This is a genomic window from Vreelandella sp. DA03-1M (genome assembly GCF_055725665.1).
On sequence record NZ_CM146798.1, the window covers coordinates 3,524,446 to 3,542,472 of the forward strand.

Here is an 18,027-nt window from a genome sequence, read left to right on the forward strand (position 1 = left end):
TTAAGCGTTCAGGCTAGCGCTTGTTCCAGCAATCGAGCAACGTGAATTGCTTCACGTCCACTGCCATCGTGAATCTGATGGCGACAGCTGGTGCCATCGGCAATCAATACGGCGTTGCTATCCGCATTGCGAATCGCCGGTAACAGCGAGAGTTCCGCCATTTTCAGCGAGGCGTCGTAGTGCTCCGCTTCATAGCCGAAGCTGCCGGCCATGCCACAGCAGGAGGACTCGATTGTCTCGACGGTGAGCTCTGGAATCCAGCCCAGCACCTGCTCGACGGGGCGCAGCGCATCGAAAGCTTTTTGATGGCAATGGCCGTGCAGCATCGCCCGCTCGTAGTTCAGCGGCTTAAGTTCGAGGGGAAGCTGATTCTCGGCACGTGCCTTAACCAAAAACTCTTCGAACAGGTAGGCCGATGCCGACAGCACCTTCGCCTCTTCGCCAAAACCGTACTGCAGAAATTCATCGCGCATGCTGAGCAGGCAAGAGGGTTCTAACCCAACGACCGCCACGCCGCGCTCGACAAACGGCATCAGGTGCTCAAGCGTGCGTTTGGCCTCGGCCTTGGCTTTGTCAAACTGACCCGAAGAGAGGTACGTACGCCCACAGCAGAGCGGCCGCTGCCCTTTGGTCACATTGAGATGCACAAGATAGCCCGCCGCTTCCAGCACCCGCTTAGCCGCTTTGGCATTATCGCCTTCCATGTAGTTATTGAAGGTATCCACAAACAGCAACACTTCGCGCGTTGACGTGGCTGACTGCTGAGACGCTTCGGCGCTGGCGAGGAAATTACCGTTGAACACAGGCAGCGATCGCTGGGGCGCCAGCTTTAACGCCTGCTTGATCTGTTTCGCCAGGAACGGCACGCGCTCTACGCCATTTACCAGTGCGGAAAACTTGCTGGCCCAGGGGGCGTAGCGGGGCATCTCACCCACCATGCGGTCACGCAGCGATAACCCGTTAACGCGGGCGCGCGCGGTGCGGGCCTCTATCTTGAACTTCGCCATATCGACGCCGGTGGGGCAATCCCGCTTGCAGCCTTTGCACGACACACAAAGGTCCAGCGCCTCTTTCACATCGTCGCTGGCCAGCCCTTCATCGCCCAACTGGCCCGAGAGTACCAGCCGCAGCGTGTTGGCCCGGCCACGGGTCAGGTGCTGCTCCTCTTGGGTGGCGCGGAAACTGGGGCACATGGTGCCCGCATCAAACTTTCGGCAATGGCCGTTGTTGTTGCACATCTCGACCGCCATGGCCAGGCCATGGGTGGCATCGCCGCCGGTACCGGGGGACGACTGTTCGCCGGTGAGCGGGTCGCGCTTGACGTTCCAGGCGGACCAGTCGAAGACCGGTGTCAGCGGAATGGTGGTATAGCTCTTGGGAAAGCGAAAATAGCGCTCGTCGTCCATTTTAGGGGTATCGACGATTTTGCCCGGGTTGAACAGATTTTCCGGATCAAACAGCTGCTTGATGTCGCGGAAGGCGTTATTGACGGTTTCGCCAAACTGCCACGCCACCCACTCACCTCGGCAGATGCCGTCGCCATGTTCGCCGGAGTAGGCGCCTTTGTATTCGCGCACCAAGGCGGAGGCCAGCTCGGCGATTTCGCGCATTTTCTCTGCGCCATCCCGGCGCATATCGAGAATCGGCCGCACGTGCAGCGTGCCGACACCGGCGTGGGCGTACCAGGTACCTTCAGTGCCGTAGCGGTTGAACACCTCGGTGAGCTTATTGGTGTACTCGGCCAAGTGTTCGAGCGGCACCGCGCAATCTTCAATAAAGGAGACCGGCTTACCGTCACCTTTCATGCTCATCATGATGTTGAGTCCGGCTTTGCGCACGTTCCACAGCGCTTTCTGCTCGGCCGCTTCGGGCATATCCACCACGCTGCCCGGCAGACCTAAATCGCCCATAAGCTCATTCAGCCCGCGCAGCGCTTCAAGCTGTTTGGCGTGGTCGTGACCGGCAAACTCCACCAGCAAAATCGCCTCGGGCTTGCCGATCAGCGCCTTCTCGATGACCGGGCGGAACGCCGGGTTCTCAAGCGACAGCTCGATCATGGTGCGATCAACCAGCTCCACCGCCGTGGGGCCAAGCTTGACGATATGCTGAGTGAAATCCATCGCCTGGTAAAAGGTCGGGAAGTTCACCACACCCAGCACCTTCTGCTCAGGTAGCGGTGAAAGCCGGAGCTTAATGCGCTGGCTCACCCCGAGCGTGCCTTCCGAACCCACCAACAGATGGGCCAAGTTGGCACGACCGTCCGGGTCGTAGGGCATCGGGTTCTGGCAATCGAACAGATCCAGATTGTAGCCGCCCACCCGACGCAGTACTTTGGGAAAGTGATCGCGAATTTCCGGGCCTACCCGCTCCGCAATCGCCCTCACCTGCTGGGCTAGGCGCTGCTCCCGCGAGCCTTCCGCGAAGCGGTCAACGAAACCAAAACTCGCCGCGCTGCCGTCAGCCAGTAGCGCGTCCACGCCCAGCACGTTGTGCACCATATTGCCGTAGTAGATCGAGCGCGACCCGCAGGAGTTATTGCCCGCCATCCCACCGATGGTGCACTGGGCGCTGGTGGAAACATCCACCGGATACCAGAGCCCATGAGGTTTGAGCCAGGCGTTAAGGTGGTCGAGCACGATGCCCGGCTCCACCACCACGGTGCGCGCCTCGGCGTCAAACTCAATCACCTGATTGAGCCAGCGGGTAGTATCGATCACCAGCGCTTCACCGACGGTTTGACCACACTGGCTAGTGCCCGCGCCACGGGCCAAAATCGGCACTTTGGCATCACGGGCAATATCCAGGGCAATTTTCAGATCTTCCTGATGGCGCGGGATGACCACGCCTACCGGCGTCACCTGATAAATAGAAGCGTCGGTTGAATAGCGCCCCCGAGTGGCCCGGTCAAACAGCACCTCCCCGGCCATCTCTCGGGATAACCGCTCGGCTAGTTCGCCGAGCGGTTTAATCTTGGCATCGCGGGACGGGTATTGGTTCGTCAGAGACGTCATATGGCTCTCCCGTCGTTTAGCGCTCGCCTGCGTTAAGCGGGTTGGCAGCAAAGTAGTCCAAAGCAGCCGTTACGCCACTGCCTTTAAGGTTAACGCCGGACAGCTTCATACCCGCTTCACAGCCGCCTAGCGTGGCAATCAAAGTGAGGTCGTTGCAATCGCCCAAATGGCCAATACGGAACATCTTGCCCTTGGCCTTACCCAGCCCCATGCCTAATGAAAGGTCAAAGCGCTCATAGATAATCTTGCGCACCGCATCCGCATCCACGCCTTCGGGCATCACCACACCAGTCAGCACCGGCGAGTAAACCGACGGATCCAAGCACTGAATCTCAAGCCCCCACGCTTCTACCGCCGCGCGCACCCCAGCGGCCCAGCGTTGGTGGCGAGCCAGCACGTTGTCCATGCCCTCATCCAGCAGCATATCCAACGCTTCGTTAAGGCCATACAACAGGTTGGTGCTGGGCGTGTAGGGCCAGTAGCCGTTCTTGTTGGCTTCGAGAATTTCATCCCATGCCCAGAAGCTTTTCGGCAATTTCGCCTGTTTGCTAACTTCAATCGATTTAGGCGAAAGCGCGTTAAAGCTGATGCCCGGCGGCAGCATCAAACCTTTCTGCGAGCCGGAAACCGTTACATCCACGCCCCACTCATCATGGCGGTAGTCGGCGCTGGCCAAACCAGAAATAGTATCGACAATCAGCAGTGCGGGGTGGCCCGCCGCGTCGATGGCTTTACGCACGGCGGCGATGTCACTGGTCACGCCGGTGGAGGTTTCGTTATGCACCACGCAAACGGCCTTAAGCTCGTGGCCGGCATCCTCTTTAAGGCGCGCTTCGATCATGTCGGCCTGCACGCCATGACGCCATCCTTCGTAGCCGGGCAACCCGAGAAACTCAGGCTGGATGTCCAAACGCAGGGCCATTTTGTGCCACAGCGTGGCGAAGTGGCCGGTCTCGAACATTAGGACCTTGTCGCCCGATGACATGGTATTGGCCAAGGCAGCTTCCCAGGCTCCGGTACCCGACGCCGGGTAGATAATCACCGGGTTCTCGGTTTTGAAGATTTTTTGAATCTTGCTCAGTAGCTCAAGGCCTAACGCACCAAACTCAGGCCCGCGGTGATCGATCGTGGGCAGGCTCATCGCCCGTAAAATGCGGTCTGGCACCGGCGAAGGGCCAGGAATTTGCAAAAAGTGACGGCCGGATGGATGAAAATTAAGCTTTAACATGATGAGGTTCCTGTTTGTTGTTGTCAGGCTAAACGTTGGCTCTGCCGATTAGCGTTATTCAAAATGTATAATGAATGCAATTACTCATATCAAAAAAGCGCTATTTGATACATCCTTCAGCACGTAAAGCATCAAGTTCAGCGCCGGAGAACCCTAAACTATCGAGCACTTCATCGGTGTGCTGGGCGAAAAGCGGCGCTGGGCTGCGAATTTGCGACGGCGTTTCTGAGAATTTGCTCGGAAAACCGATGGTTTTCATTTTGCCCATTACCGGGTGCTCCATCTCTTGCACCATGCCGCGCGCTAAATAGTGCTCATCCTGCATGGCCTGGGCGAAGTCGTTGATTGGCCCGGCAGGCACACCCGCGCTGTCACATAGGGTTAGCCACTCATCAACACTTTGATTCGCCATTAGCTCTTCGAGCAGCGCTTCCAGTTCTTCAACGTGCTGACCACGATCCTGATTGGTAATAAAGCGGGGGTCCTGCATGAGTTCTTCGCGCTTCAGTACGTCCTGGCAGAAGCGCTCCCAGGTGCGCTGGTTGGCGCAGCCGAGCATCAAATAGCCATCGCTAGCTTTGACCGCCTGATAAGGCGCGGAAACACGGTGGCGCCAGCCCGTTGGCCCAGGCACGGTACCTTCAGAGAAGTAGGCCGCCGCTTCCCAGGTAAACCAGGGCAAACCGCACTCGGTGATGGCGATATCAATATGTTGACCAGCGCCGGTCTTCATCTTGTGGATACACGCCGCCAGAATTGAGTAGACTGCCGTGAGCCCGCCGCCAATATCGTAAACCGCAATACCGGTTTTCAGCGGGCGCTTGCCCTCCTCACCGGTCATCGACATCAAACCTGTCATACCCTGCGCGACCAGATCAAAGCCCCCTTTATGGCTATACGGCCCAGTTTGGCCATAGCCTGAAATGGAGCAGTAGACGATGCCGGGATTGATTGCCTTAATGGTGTCGTAGTCGATCTCAAGCGACTTGGTCACGCCAGGCCGGTAGTTCTCAACAATGACATCCGCATCAGCGGCCAAGCGGTAGAAGATTTGCCGCGCCCGCTCGTCTTTAAGATTCAGCGAGATACTTTTTTTGTTGCGGTTAATCTGTGAAAAGCAGGTCGATTCGCCATTCACGTAGGGGCCCATTTGGCGGCTGTCGTCTCCACCATTGAGCTTCTCGACTTTGATGACTTCAGCGCCCATATCGGCCAACACCATGGTGCAGTAGGGGCCGGCCATAATCTGTGATACATCAAGTACTTTTATATCTTGTAGGGGAAGCATGCGCTCTCTCCTTGACCTTTAATGACCAGACCACTCAAAGGGCGTTTTATTGACGAACTTATCCACCGCGGCGGCAAAGTCTCGGCTCATATAGCAAATGGTGACCCAGTCGTCGCTGGCATCGGCAGGGAGTCTCCGCTGTTCTAGCGCACGTCCAATCAACGCCTTGCTGGCCTGTAGCGTCAATGGCGCTCGCTTGGCAAAGGCTTCCGCCAGCGCAGCCACTTCGGCGTAAATTGCATCAGCGTCAAACAGTTGATTGATTAGGCCTGCGTCGCGTGCTTCGTCAGCGCCAAACAGCCGAGCCATCATTAGCGCTTCTTTGGTGCGTGCAACGCCAAGCATGTCGATCATGCGCGAGACGTTGTTAATCGAGAGCGTATTGCCCAGCGTTTTGGCGATCGGCACGCCAAACTTCATCGTCGGGGTGGCGTAGCGGAAATCGCATACCAGCGCTAGCGCCGCACCGCCGCCCACGCAGGCGCCTTCAATCAATGCCAGGGTCGGCTTGGGAAAGGTTTCCAGCTTGCCCACTACGCGGTCAATGCGTCGCTCGTAGGCAATCGCGTCTTCAGGCTGAGTGAAACCCGAAAACTGGCTAATATCAGTGCCGGCGACAAAGGCTTCGCCGCCGACGCCGTGCAAGACTACGGCATGCACGGCGTCATCCTCGGCCAACTGATCGCAGTGCTTTTCCAGGGCATCGTACATTTCCCAGGTCATCGCATTGCGGCTCTGGGGACGGTTGAAACCCAACCATGCAACGCCATGCTGTACCTTGAATAGCAGGCTGTCGTCATTCATATGCATCTCCTTGCGGCTCCCGGTGCTACTCGGACGAGAGTTTAGCGGTGGCTTCGCCCTAGATGACCTAGCGATAGAAGAGCTCGACCAGTGCCATGGGAATCGCCGGAATGTAAGTGACCAACAGCAGCACAATCATCAACACCCCAATAAAGCCAATATTGGATCGCGTCACTGACCAGACATCACATTTAGCGATTGAGCAAGCGGTAATCAGAACACTCGCCACCGGCGGGGTCTGCTGACCAATCGCCAGATTGAGGCAAACGATCAGACCGAAGTGCACCGGATCAATACCTGCCGCGCCGATAAGAGGCATGACTATAGGCACCACTAGAATGATTGCCGCCGCCGAGTGCAGGAACAGCCCAATCAGCAAGAAAAACACGTTGAGAATCATTAAGATCGCGTATTTGTTATCGGTCAGGCCGAGAACCGCCTGCGCCAACTGCTGGGGCATACGCATTTCGGTCAGGAAGACGCCAACCAGAGCCGATGCTGCCACCAGTAGCATCACCACAGCGGTTTGCTGGCCGCCATCGATGATCGCTTTGTAGAGCGTCTTAAGGTCAAGCTCACGATAAATCACTGTACTTATCAGGATCGCAGCCAGCACGGCCAAACCAGCGCCTTCGGTGGCGGTCACGAAACCGCCAAAGATTGAGCCCAGAATAATGATCGGCAACGTCAGCGCCCAACCTGCTTCCTTGGCGGTCTGCTTGACACGCTTAAGCTGGAAAACCTCTTCCACAGGCCAGTTGTACTTACGAGCGTAGTAGTAGCTCAGTGCCATCAACCCGCCAGCGCCCAACAAACCAGGGACAATGCCCGCTACAAATAGCTGAACGATGGACGCCCCAGACATCACTCCATAGAGAATCATCGGGATCGAAGGTGGAATGATAATGGCCAGCGACGCCGACGAAGATGTTACAGCTGCTGCAAAGGAGCTCGGGTAGCCGCGCTTCTTCATCGCGGGGATCAGAACCGATCCGGTCGCAGCCACATCAGCCACCGCAGAACCGGATATTTCGGCAAAGAACAGCGAGACGCCGATATTGATCATTGCGAGCCCGCCGCGGATAAATCCGAAAAGCGCTGAAGCAAACGCAATCAGTCGTTTGGAAATGCCGCCAGTGTTCATAACAGCACCGGCCAGTACGAACATCGGAATAGCCAGCAGAGGAAAGCTGCTCGCCCCCTCGTACATGGTCAAGCCGATATTGGGTAGCATCTCTAGCCCTTGAGAAGCGACAATAGCCACTGTCGCCACAATGGCCAGAGCAACCGCAATGGGCACACTCATCAGGATCAGTACCAGCAGGCCAAGTAACATGAACAAAAGTGTCATGAGTGCTCCCTCTTTGTCAGTTCTTCTGCTGTCAGGCCTGCCTTAGCGTTATCTCGCTCAGCTTCAGCAATGGCGAGTCTTATCTCTTCCTCCTCCTGAGTGACACCAGAGCGTACCTTGGCCAAGTAATCCGGCATGCTAAGCAGTTGCGCAATGATAAAGAGCCCCGCACCGATGGGGATCACCGACTGTGTGAAGGTGAGCGGCACCCAGCGCAGGGTGATCAATGCCATCCCCTGCATGACCTCAAGAACCACTAGACCGGCCCAGCCGAGCACTAAGAAAAAGCCGATGAATAGCGCCTCGGAGAGATAGACAATAGGCATGCGGATATGAACCGGTAGGGCGGCAAGCACACCGTCTACGCCAATATGGCCCCGTTTTAGTGCCGCAAGTGCTCCAGCGTAGTAGGTTAGCCACACAAGCATGATGGCGGCCACTTCGTCATACCAGGAGGGTGTTCTCCATGCATAGCGGGTCACCACCGCATAAAGCACCACCAGCTGTCAGCGACACCATCAGCACCACTGTGATGATCTCTAAAAAACGCTCCATGATGCGGGAAAGCTGGTTAATATTACCCATGGATCTCGACTCATTGAGGTAAGTGGCAGGATCCCCACGCCTTTCATCGACGTGAGGATAAAGGGCACGCAAGCAAAAATTGCCTAGTGTTAGGAGTCGTTGCCAAGTGCCAATACTTGATCAATCAACTCTTGCGAACCCGGCACTTCATTGGCGAACGCTTCATAAATAGGCGATGAGGCCTCAATAAAGACCGAGGTCTCAACTTCATTCACCTCTGTTCCTGCCGCTTCAATGACTGAGATCAGATCCTGATCCAGTTGTGCAGCATGCTCATAAACATACGCCTGGGTTTCCTGAGCTGCTTCGATGATGATTTCCTGAATCTCTTCAGGCAGATTGTTGAAGCGCCGCCCTGCGGTTAGGTATGCCGGGGTGTAAACGTGCCCAGTGAGTGAGAGGTAATCCTGGACTTCCTGAAAGCGCTGACCAGCGATCTGGGCCAGCGGGTTCTCTTGACCGTCCATTACGCCAGTCTGCAGGGCCATGAATACTTCGGAGAGCGACATTGGTGAGGGCTCGGCGCCATACTCCTCGAACATGCGTACGCGCCAAACTCCCTGGGGTACACGCAGTTTTATGCCGCGAAGATCCTCGGGGGTATTGATGGCGCGCTGATTATTGGTGATGTGGCGGAAGCCGTTTTCCCAGACGGCCAGCACGCGATAGCCATTCTGTTCAGCAAGCGGAGCAAGGTGAGGCCAGAAAACCTCTGCTTCAACCCGCTTCATGTGCTCTCGGTCCTGTATCAGGTAGGGAAGTTCAAACAGGCCAAATTCGTCAGCAACGGAGGACATAATCGTGGACGGTAGCGCCAGGTCGACGGTGCCCAGGCGCATGCGCTGTAGCAGTTCGGAGTCAGTACCCAACTGGCTTGACCCGAAGGGCACAACTTCATAAGGCTCCGGGAGACGTTCGTTGACGAGTTCAGCAAAGTAGTTGGCGGAATCGGTGAACAGCGAGTCTGGGCCACCTACATGACCCAAAGTAATCTCGCGAGCTTGAGCCTGCAGCGATACTGACGCCACTGCGATGGCGAGCGTGGCGACAGCGACACGTGGAAATAGCATGGCTTGTTACCTCTTTATTATTGTGTTGGCACGATGCCTAGGTTGATGCTTTGAGCAATTTTTTGTGGTTGTGCGAGTGTTGCTATACAGATTTTTATTAGCGAATGCTGCTAGGCGATGAAAAATGAATTCTTTATTCAAAGCCTAACCCTCAAGCTAGTCGGCGCTTATCTCAAGTGTCAAGGCACCATTGAGCATACTTTCCTCCACGAGGTCATTCTGGCGCTAACCCTCAGGACAAACCGGCCTGCTTAATACCCTCAATAGCGGCTTGCTGGTCTTCATCTGACGAGGCACCGCTTACGCCCACCGCACCAATTACGCAATTTTGCTCATTCAGAATGGGCACTCCACCCGCTACCGCCACAAAATGGCCTTGAGAAGCCGCTGCAACACTGGCTATAAACGCAGAGCGGTCAGCATTGCGCGCCCCTATTACTCCACTAGCAATCCCAACACCCATCGCGGCATAAGCCTTGCCCTGTGCAACAGGAAAACGAAGAGGAGCACAGCCATCCTCGCGCTCGGCAGCGACCAAATTACCGCCACCGTCCAACACCACAATAGTTAGCGGTGGCAAACCCGAATCGCGTGCCACTGCCATGGCGCCATCAATCACATTTCTGCCCTGCGCTCTCGTGAGCTGCACACTACAGTGAAATACTTGTCCGGCCATCAGCTGTTACCTTTGTGGTTGTTAATGGGGAGGAGTAGCCAGCAAAATGCTGATCATATGAATATTGAATTCATAATTACTTTTGCAGATCATACAAATAATAGCCACTATGCAAAGATAATATTGTGGAGATGGTATCGTGCTCAAAACGATCAAAAGATTTGGCAAAAGGTCTGGGTAGCTCGGCGGCAAGCCAAGCGAGCCACTGACAAGGAACTTACGAATGACAAAGATCTTGCAACGCAATTTATATCGCGAAGTGGCCGATAGAATTGGCGACCTGATTGAGCACGGAGAGCTGCTACCCGGTGAACGTATTTCGGAAAAGCAGCTGTGCGATCGCTTCGGAGTATCGCGTACGCCGCTGCGGGAAGCATTGAAAGTACTCGCCACTGAAGGACTGATTGAACTGCTACCCAATCGCGGCGCGCGGGTGGTGCGGTTAACCTTAAAAAACGTTAAAGACACCTATGACCTGATGGCCGCACTAGAGGGGCTGTCGGGAGAGCTTGCCTGCCAGTACATCAGCGACGCGGAAATTGCCGCCATTCGTCAGTTACACGACACGATGCTGGAACACTACCGCAATCGGGATTTAATACCCTATTTCCAGGTCAATCGGCAGATTCACGAAAGCATTCTGGCGGCGTCCAATAACGATGTGCTGCAAGAGATGTATAGCAATTTAAGTCAACGTATCAAGCGCGTTCGTTACTCCAAGAAGATGACCGAACGCTACTGGAGTCAGGCAGTAAAAGATCATGAAAATATGATGGCCGCGCTTGATAAACGTGATAGCCAACTGCTCGGCCAAATTTTACGTGACCACCTGTGCAATAAGATTGAAGTGGCTACCTTAGCAGGCGTGATTGATACCGAAGACGATAAAAGCGTGGCCAATAGCTAACGTCACTATTGCCACTCTTCAAGGCGCATGGAGGAGCGCTCCAGCCGATCGTGCTCCACCTCCAGATCACGCAGCAGTTGGCTAATGCTGGAGAGATGCTCTAGCGCCACCTGTTTTGCTTGCTCCGCATTGCCGCTAACCACGGCATCGTGCAGTTGAGCATGCTGCTGATTAATCATCGCCCGCGGCACAGGCAAGTGGTAAAGGTGTTTGACCGAGGCAAAGACCGAACTCAGCAATAAATCGGTCAGGCTTTGCAGCGTGTGCACCAACACAGGGTTGTGCGACGCCTGGGAAACCGCCAAATGAAAGGCGTGATCAAACCTAGCCAGCCGCTCGACATCGATCGGTTCGGCGGTTTCCGCATAGTCGGCCATTTCTCGATAACGGCGGGTGATCAGCACGCGGTCAGCGGAGGTGCCCCGGCTTGCCGCCAAACGTGCCGATTCCCCTTCTAACAGGGCGCGCACTTCTAGCAGATCAAACAGCGTACGTGGATGGTCTTTAAACAAGTGCATTAAAGGGCTTTGATTGCTGACAGGCAGTAGCGTAGCTACCGTTGAGCCATGGCCCTGCCGGGTATCGATAATTCCTTTGCTGCGCAGAATTCTTAATCCCTCGCGCAGCGATGCGCGGGAGACGCCCAACCGGTCACACAGCCGTCGTTCAGAAGGAAGCAGCTGGCCGGGGCGAAAAACACCATCAAGAATAAGGCGCTCAAGCCGGGTGGCCACTTGATCCGGCCTTCGCTGCCCGGGTGACAAGGCTTGATTTTCTGCTGCCATGGTGACTCTCCTGATGGGCAATATGACCAGCTTGCCAGCACTTCACCCAGTACTAAACAAAGAAGGCATCACTGTCGACCAATTACTGGTCAGACCAATGCACCACCACCTAGACAGATGGATAAAAAAAGCTCAAATTGAGGCCATGCCAGTTGGTGGTATGCGCCTAAATTTTCAACGTTTGCCTTTAATGATAATAAGCATGGGATGTCGTGATGAATATCCTCTTTGATGAGCGTCTGGACGGCGAATTGGTTCAGCGAGATAAAAGCGAGGTCTTGAACGACCTGCAGCAAGCGGTCCCGGATATGACGCTGCTGCACCGTGAAGAAGACCTCCGCCCCTTTGAGTGCGATGGGCTAGCGGCCTATCGCGTGCTACCGATGCTGGTGGCACTGCCTGAAACCCTGGAGCAGGTAAAAGGGCTGCTGAATCGCTGCTATGCGCTGGGCGTGCCCGTCGTTACCCGCGGCGCGGGCACCGGCCTCTCTGGCGGCGCACTGCCACTGGAGCAAGGCGTGCTGCTGGTCATGTCGCGCTTTAGCAAAATACTGAGTGTGGACCCCGATGCCCGCATGGCGCGGGTTCAGCCTGGCGTGCGTAACCTGGCAATTTCTGAAGCTGCTGCGCCTTACGGACTTTACTACGCGCCGGACCCCTCCTCGCAAATTGCCTGTTCGATCGGCGGTAACGTGGCCGAAAATGCGGGTGGCGTGCACTGCCTCAAATACGGCCTGACAGTGCATAACGTGATGCGCGTCGACGTGCTCACCATTGAGGGTGAACACATGACACTGGGCGCCGAGTCGTTCGATGCGCCCGGCTTTGATCTGCTGGCACTGATGAATGGCTCAGAAGGCATGCTTGGTGTGGTCACCGAAATTACCGTTAAGCTTCTGCCCAAGCCCGAAACCGCCAAGGTGCTCATGGCCAGCTTCGACGATGTCGAAAAAGCGGGACGCGCCGTGGGCGACATTATTGCCGCTGGCATTATCCCCGGCGGCCTGGAGATGATGGATAAACTTGCCATCAAAGCCGCCGAAGATTTTGTCAAAGCAGGCTACCCCCTCGACGCCGAGGCGATTTTGCTCTGCGAGCTGGATGGCGTAGAGGCCGACGTGGACGACGATTGCGATACCGTACGCCGCGTGCTGGACAAAGCCGGGGCTACCAATATCCAGCAGGCCCGCGATGAAGCCGAGCGCGCCAAGTTCTGGGCCGGACGTAAAAACGCCTTCCCCGCGGTGGGTCGTATGTCACCCGACTATTACTGTATGGACGGCACTATTCCACGCCGCGAACTCCCCCGCGTACTCAAAGGAATTGCCGCGCTTTCCGAGGAGAGCGGCCTGGCAGTTGCCAACGTATTCCACGCTGGCGACGGCAACATGCACCCGCTGATCCTGTTTGATGCCAATAAAGAGGGACAGTTGGCGCTTGCCGAAGAGGTGGGCGGCAAGATTCTTGAGCTTTGTGTCGCGGCAGGCGGCTCGATCACAGGTGAGCACGGTGTTGGGCGCGAAAAGATCAACCAAATGTGCAGCCAGTTCCAGCCGGATGAGATTAGCGTTTTTCATGCCCTGAAAGCGGCATTTGACCCTAAGCGACTGCTCAACCCCGGCAAGAATATTCCAACCCTGGCGCGCTGCGCAGAGTTTGGCGCCATGCATGTTCACAATAACGAACTGCCGCACCCGGATCTGCCCCGTTTTTAATAGTGACCTAGTTAAGATAACCACTAGGCAAAATAAATATTGGAATAGACCATGACCGAACTAGCGATGCATGCCGCCGACCGCGATATCGCTGACACGCTGTGTGAGCAGGTGCGCAGTGCGTATGACGCACGCACTCCGCTACGTATTGTAGGCGGAGATACCCGCGCTTTTTATGGCCGACCGGTGGAAGGCCAAGCGCTGCAGATGGCTGAACATAGTGGCATTGTCAGCTACGACCCGGTGGAATTGATCGTCACCGTGCGCGCTGGCACGCGGCTAAGCGCCCTTCAAGCAGCGCTGGCAGAGAAACACCAAATGTTAGGGTTTGAGCCGCCCATGTTTGGCGAAGCCTCGACCATTGGTGGTGCCGTTGCGACCGGCCTTTCCGGCCCACGCCGCCCCTGGGCGGGTGCGGCGCGGGATTTTGTGCTCGGCACACGGATAATCACTCAAGAGGGCAAGCTGCTGCGCTTTGGTGGCGAAGTGATGAAGAATGTCGCCGGTTACGATCTTTCGCGCATGATGGCTGGCGCCCAGGGAACGCTTGGCGTACTGACCGATATTTCGTTTAAGGTGTTGCCGATCCCTAACGCCACGCACAGCCTGCGTTTATCGCTCAACCTTAACGATGCGCTGAAAAAGCTGGCCGAGCTGGGCCGTCAGCCGCTACCGATAACGGCGGCTGCTTGGCATAACGGTGAGCTCTTTCTGCGCCTAGAGGGAGGCAAAAGCTCGGTACAGGCAACCCAGGAGCGCTTAGGCGGCGAATCGCTTGACCCAAGCTTCTGGGCGTCCCTACGCGATCATAGCCATCCATTTTTCCAGCTAAACGACGGCCAAGCATTGTGGCGGCTATCGCTGCCGCCCAATACCGCGCCGCTGAACCTGGATATTGCCGAAACCGATATTTTTTACGACTGGGCAGGCAGTCAGCGCTGGGTAAAAACAGCGCTGGACGCTGATACGCTGCGCGCCGCCTGCAAAGCAGTAGGCGGCCATGCCACCTGTTACACACCCCATGCCCAGGGCGGCGCCGTTGAGCCTTTCACACCGCTGAATGCGGTGGTGGAAAAATATCATCGTAACTTAAAGGCGGAGCTGGATGCTTATGGCATATTCAATCCCGGTCGTCTTTATGCGGCGTTTTAATCAGGAGAGCTGACATGCAGACGCAATTTACCGATGCCGACCGTCAGAAGCCGCACATTCAGGAAGCAGATAGCATTTTGCGCACCTGCGTTCACTGCGGTTTCTGTAACGCCACCTGCCCCACCTACCAGCTGTTGGGCGATGAGCGTGACGGCCCCCGCGGACGCATCTATCTAATGAAGGAGCTGCTTGAGAGCCGCGACGATGACGACCAAGTCACCGAAGAGACTCGCCTGCACCTTGACCGCTGCCTGACCTGCCTTAACTGTGAAACCACCTGCCCTTCAGGCGTGGAGTACCACAAGCTGCTCAACATTGGCCGTGCCGAAATTGAGCGCCGGGTGCCCCGCCCTGCTGGCGAGCGGGCTCAGCGCTATGCGCTGCGTAAGATGATGGTCGAACCTAAACGCTTTCAGGCGCTGCTAAAGCTGGGCCAAACCTTTAAGCCGCTGGTGCCTAGCAAACTACGCAATAAAATGCCCGCTGAACCGATAGATGCAGGCGTACGCCCTGATGCGCACCGTCATACCCGGCAAGTGCTGATTCTGGAAGGCTGCGTGCAGCCGGGGCTGTCACCCAATACCAATGCGGCTACCGCGCGGATCCTAGATCGGCTCGGCATTAGCGTAACGCCGGTGGCTGAAGCAGGCTGCTGTGGCGCGGTTGATTTTCACCTCAACGCCCAGGACGATGGGCGGGCTCGTATGCGCGCCAATATCGACGCTTGGTGGCCATATATTGAACAAGGCGCTGAAGCCATCGTTCAAACCGCCAGCGGTTGCGGCGCCTTTGTTAAAGAGTATGGCTATATGCTCAAGGATGATCCTGAGTACGCCGTTAAAGCGCAAAAGGTCAGCACCTTGGCCAAAGACATTGTCGAAATCTTGCGCGATGAGCCCCTGGAAGCATTGAACGTTAAAGAATCCAAGCGGCTGGCATTTCACTGCCCTTGTACGCTGCAACACGCGCAAAAGCTTAACGGTGCAGTGGAAGGCGTACTCACCAAGCTCGGCTTTTCGTTAACGCCGGTGCAGGATGCCCACCTCTGCTGCGGCTCGGCGGGCACTTACTCGATTACTCAACCGGAAATTGCCACCCAACTGCGCGACAATAAGCTCAATGCCCTGGAGGCCGGTAATCCAGAGATGATTGTCACTGCCAATATCGGCTGTCAAACCCACTTGGCTGGCGCCAACCGGACGCCGGTGCGCCACTGGGTTGAAATCGTCGATGCGGCACTTCCCTAGCGCTAGTGGTTACTCTTTAACCCCTACCGCCGCGCTGCTACTTAATAGCGCGGCGACTCACTCCCTGCCTTAAAAAGGATTACACCATGCAAACAAAAGCCATCCTCGCTCAAGCCGATGTCATCAATGTATTAGACGCGGCGCAAAACGAAGCCGACAGCAATAACTGGCCGGTCACTATCGCAGTAACCGACGACGGCGGCCACTTATTGGGCCTGCGCCGCTTAGATGGTGCCGCCCCTTTCAGTGCCGATGTTGCCACGCAAAAAGCGCGCAGCGCAGCGCTAGGTCGTAAAGAGACCCAGGTATTTGAAGAGATGATTAACGGCGGCCGTACAGCGTTTATTTCTGCGCCGCTGCAGGGTCTACTTTCAGGTGGTGTGCCGATCACAGTGGATGGCCATGTGGTGGGTGCCGTGGGCATTTCCGGCGTTAAACCCGACCAGGACGTACAAGTTGCCAAAGCGGGTGTCAGCGCTATCGGCTAAGGCTAGCGTGCAGCCTATGGGCTGCACGCAATAAAAAAGCCCGGATCATTGATCCGGGCTTTTTTTGGAATTCGTTCGGCTGATGCCGATGTTACATTTTCAATCTAAGCGCTTAATGGCGGACCGGACGAGACTCGAACTCGCGACCTCCGGCGTGACAGGCCGGCATTCTAACCGACTGAACTACCGGTCCACGTTAAGGCGCATTACTACTACAACCATCGTATGCATAGCATTTTCAGCGGTTCAGAGGCGCTTTAAATGGTAGGCGATGGTGGGTGGTACTGGGTTCGAACCAGTGACCCCCAGCTTGTAAGGCTGGTGCTCTCCCAACTGAGCTAACCACCCAATCTGTCAATAAGTCCCACAGGCACTTACCAACCTTGCTTCGCAGTTATCGTGGCGGACCGGACGAGACTCGAACTCGCGACCTCCGGCGTGACAGGCCGGCATTCTAACCGACTGAACTACCGGTCCGAATAGCGATAACGTACTTTAATACTACTTGCTCATAAAGCAGATACTGATTTGATGTTGGCGGACCGGACGAGACTCGAACTCGCGACCTCCGGCGTGACAGGCCGGCATTCTAACCGACTGAACTACCGGTCCGTTATGCACATCAAAGCTTAATCTTACTTTTTACTTCACGCTTCCAACCATTTTAGCGATTACTAAATATGGTGGGTGGTACTGGGTTCGAACCAGTGACCCCCAGCTTGTAAGGCTGGTGCTCTCCCAACTGAGCTAACCACCCGCTGGTCACGTGGCGCTGCATTCTACAGAAGGTTGTTTCAATGTCAACATGCTGCGCTTAAAAACTGCTTTTAAGCTAGCGCGTTGCCCTCTTCTTTCAAGCCTTGGCTGTGAACGCGGACGAAGGATGCCGCAACCTGGGTGGCTTCGTCAATCAAAAACGTTTGCGTTAGCCCAGAAGAGCGCCGTGGCTTGAAATCGTGATCGCCATCTTTCAGCCAAGCCAGCTGTGCATTAGCGGGCAGCGTATAGCTTGCGACCTCCTCCTGAGTACCGAAAGGATCTCGCTCGCCTTGTATCACTAGCATGGGGCAAGTAATCGTCGGCCAGTGTTCCAAACGAAGCTTTTCCGGCACTTTGGTGGGATGAAACGGATAACCGGCCACCACGACACCAGGGCACGGTTGTTGACTGGCTAACAGCGTCGCCACGCGGCCGCCCATTGATTTCCCCCCAACCCAAAGCGGCCCGTCAAACAGGGAATCAAGTAGCGCATACCACTCGGCAAACTGGGCAAGCGTCTGAGCGATCGGTGGCGGTGGGCGTCGCTTGCCGGTTTCCTGCATTTGCTGCATATAGGGGAAATCAATACATAGAACTTGTATGCCCCGCCCAGCCAAAGAGGTGACAAATTGACGCATGAAAGCGGACTGCTGGCCGGCGCCAGCGCCATGGGCAAACAGCAAGCGTCCTATTTTGGCCTCACCATGAACCGCCAACGGCCCCATGCCCTGCACCAGATAACAGCCGTTTGAGTCGAGATGAGTCTCTTCGCTTAATGCGTCTGGCGTTAGCAAAATGTAGTCAGACAAAGCGTAATGTGACATGCACCGCTCCTAATAATTCAATGATTAACCTATTGGCATGTTCAGCTTAAGCCTCGGCTGCGCTAGAATCCTCGTCGGATCTTGACCTGCATCATCAAGCGGGTGGCCGCATCCGTGCAAAATGCCACGGGTTACCC

At 55.9% G+C, this 18,027-nt stretch carries 17 protein-coding genes and 5 tRNA genes; 6 read left to right on the forward strand and 16 right to left on the reverse strand.

All coding sequences use genetic code 11. The features are described from left to right. Nucleotides 1-8: 8 nt before the first annotated feature. From ACXUPB_RS16455 to ACXUPB_RS16495, 9 genes are all read right to left on the reverse strand, one after another. Nucleotides 9-3,011, reverse strand: coding sequence for an FAD-binding and (Fe-S)-binding domain-containing protein (locus ACXUPB_RS16455; protein WP_472953481.1), 3,003 nt, complete (start codon nt 3,009-3,011; stop codon nt 9-11). A 16-nt stretch (nt 3,012-3,027) separates the two neighbouring features. Next, nucleotides 3,028-4,239, reverse strand: coding sequence for a pyridoxal-phosphate-dependent aminotransferase family protein (locus ACXUPB_RS16460; protein ID WP_472953482.1), 1,212 nt, complete (start codon nt 4,237-4,239; stop codon nt 3,028-3,030). A 100-nt stretch (nt 4,240-4,339) separates the two neighbouring features. Next, on the reverse strand, nt 4,340-5,527 hold the full coding sequence (locus ACXUPB_RS16465; protein ID WP_035562277.1) for a CaiB/BaiF CoA transferase family protein: 1,188 nt from the start codon (nt 5,525-5,527) through the stop codon (nt 4,340-4,342). 18 nt (nt 5,528-5,545) lie between these two features. After that, nucleotides 5,546-6,331 carry an enoyl-CoA hydratase/isomerase family protein gene (locus ACXUPB_RS16470; protein WP_472953483.1) on the reverse strand — a complete coding sequence of 262 codons (786 nt, stop codon included), beginning with the start codon at nt 6,329-6,331 and terminating at the stop codon, nt 5,546-5,548. A gap of 67 nt (nt 6,332-6,398) precedes the next feature. Further along, complete coding sequence (locus ACXUPB_RS16475; RefSeq protein ID WP_472953484.1) at nt 6,399-7,682, reverse strand: TRAP transporter large permease; 1,284 nt, start codon at nt 7,680-7,682, stop codon at nt 6,399-6,401. Continuing rightward, complete coding sequence (locus tag ACXUPB_RS16480) at nt 7,679-8,182, reverse strand: TRAP transporter small permease (protein WP_472953485.1); 504 nt, start codon at nt 8,180-8,182, stop codon at nt 7,679-7,681. The genes ACXUPB_RS16475 and ACXUPB_RS16480 overlap by 4 nt, the downstream gene beginning before the upstream one ends. After that, nucleotides 8,127-8,267 (reverse strand): hypothetical protein, encoded by a 141-nt coding sequence (locus ACXUPB_RS16485; RefSeq protein ID WP_472953487.1) that lies wholly within the window; start codon nt 8,265-8,267, stop codon nt 8,127-8,129. The genes ACXUPB_RS16480 and ACXUPB_RS16485 overlap by 56 nt, the downstream gene beginning before the upstream one ends. Before the next feature lie 89 nt (nt 8,268-8,356). Further along, nucleotides 8,357-9,337, reverse strand: a complete 981-nt coding sequence (locus ACXUPB_RS16490) for a TRAP transporter substrate-binding protein (protein WP_472953489.1) — start codon at nt 9,335-9,337, stop codon at nt 8,357-8,359. A gap of 232 nt (nt 9,338-9,569) precedes the next feature. Then, nucleotides 9,570-10,013 carry a GlcG/HbpS family heme-binding protein gene (locus ACXUPB_RS16495; protein WP_472953491.1) on the reverse strand — a complete coding sequence of 148 codons (444 nt, stop codon included), beginning with the start codon at nt 10,011-10,013 and terminating at the stop codon, nt 9,570-9,572. 223 nt (nt 10,014-10,236) lie between these two features. Here ACXUPB_RS16495 and ACXUPB_RS16500 point away from each other — a divergent pair, with 223 nt between their 5' ends. Beyond that, nucleotides 10,237-10,920, forward strand: a complete 684-nt coding sequence (locus tag ACXUPB_RS16500; protein WP_472953493.1) for a GntR family transcriptional regulator — start codon at nt 10,237-10,239, stop codon at nt 10,918-10,920. Nucleotides 10,921-10,925: 5 nt separating this feature from the next. Here ACXUPB_RS16500 and glcC read toward each other — a convergent pair whose 3' ends face one another. Continuing rightward, nucleotides 10,926-11,705: a transcriptional regulator GlcC gene (gene glcC / locus ACXUPB_RS16505; RefSeq protein ID WP_472953495.1), complete on the reverse strand. Its 780-nt coding sequence runs from the start codon at nt 11,703-11,705 to the stop codon at nt 10,926-10,928. A gap of 13 nt (nt 11,706-11,718) precedes the next feature. On the opposite strand from glcC, the gene ACXUPB_RS16510 reads away from it, so the two are divergent. The 5 genes from ACXUPB_RS16510 (at nt 11,719) to ACXUPB_RS16530 (ending at nt 16,307) form a co-directional block, all read left to right on the forward strand. Then, nucleotides 11,719-11,937 carry a hypothetical protein gene (locus ACXUPB_RS16510; RefSeq protein WP_472953497.1) on the forward strand — a complete coding sequence of 73 codons (219 nt, stop codon included), beginning with the start codon at nt 11,719-11,721 and terminating at the stop codon, nt 11,935-11,937. Beyond that, entirely contained in the window at nt 11,921-13,420 is a 1,500-nt protein-coding gene (gene glcD, locus ACXUPB_RS16515) for a glycolate oxidase subunit GlcD (protein ID WP_472953499.1), read from the forward strand. The genes ACXUPB_RS16510 and glcD overlap by 17 nt, the downstream gene beginning before the upstream one ends. Nucleotides 13,421-13,471: 51 nt before the next feature. Further along, complete coding sequence (gene glcE, locus ACXUPB_RS16520) at nt 13,472-14,572, forward strand: glycolate oxidase subunit GlcE (RefSeq protein ID WP_472953500.1); 1,101 nt, start codon at nt 13,472-13,474, stop codon at nt 14,570-14,572. A 14-nt stretch (nt 14,573-14,586) separates the two neighbouring features. Beyond that, nucleotides 14,587-15,819 carry a glycolate oxidase subunit GlcF gene (gene glcF / locus ACXUPB_RS16525; protein WP_101147522.1) on the forward strand — a complete coding sequence of 411 codons (1,233 nt, stop codon included), beginning with the start codon at nt 14,587-14,589 and terminating at the stop codon, nt 15,817-15,819. 86 nt (nt 15,820-15,905) lie between these two features. After that, nucleotides 15,906-16,307: a heme-binding protein gene (locus ACXUPB_RS16530; protein ID WP_472953503.1), complete on the forward strand. Its 402-nt coding sequence runs from the start codon at nt 15,906-15,908 to the stop codon at nt 16,305-16,307. A 116-nt stretch (nt 16,308-16,423) separates the two neighbouring features. On the opposite strand, the gene ACXUPB_RS16535 is transcribed toward ACXUPB_RS16530, so the two are convergent. From ACXUPB_RS16535 to ACXUPB_RS16560, 6 genes are all read right to left on the reverse strand, one after another. After that, nucleotides 16,424-16,500, reverse strand: a tRNA-Asp gene (locus ACXUPB_RS16535). 79 nt (nt 16,501-16,579) lie between these two features. Next, nucleotides 16,580-16,655, reverse strand: a tRNA-Val gene (locus ACXUPB_RS16540). Nucleotides 16,656-16,707: 52 nt separating this feature from the next. Continuing rightward, nucleotides 16,708-16,784 (reverse strand) — tRNA-Asp (locus ACXUPB_RS16545). A 58-nt stretch (nt 16,785-16,842) separates the two neighbouring features. Then, nucleotides 16,843-16,919, reverse strand: a tRNA-Asp gene (locus ACXUPB_RS16550). A 69-nt stretch (nt 16,920-16,988) separates the two neighbouring features. Next, nucleotides 16,989-17,064, reverse strand: a tRNA-Val gene (locus tag ACXUPB_RS16555). A gap of 70 nt (nt 17,065-17,134) precedes the next feature. Next, entirely contained in the window at nt 17,135-17,890 is a 756-nt protein-coding gene (locus ACXUPB_RS16560; RefSeq protein WP_472953504.1) for an alpha/beta fold hydrolase, read from the reverse strand. Nucleotides 17,891-18,027 lie beyond the last annotated feature (137 nt).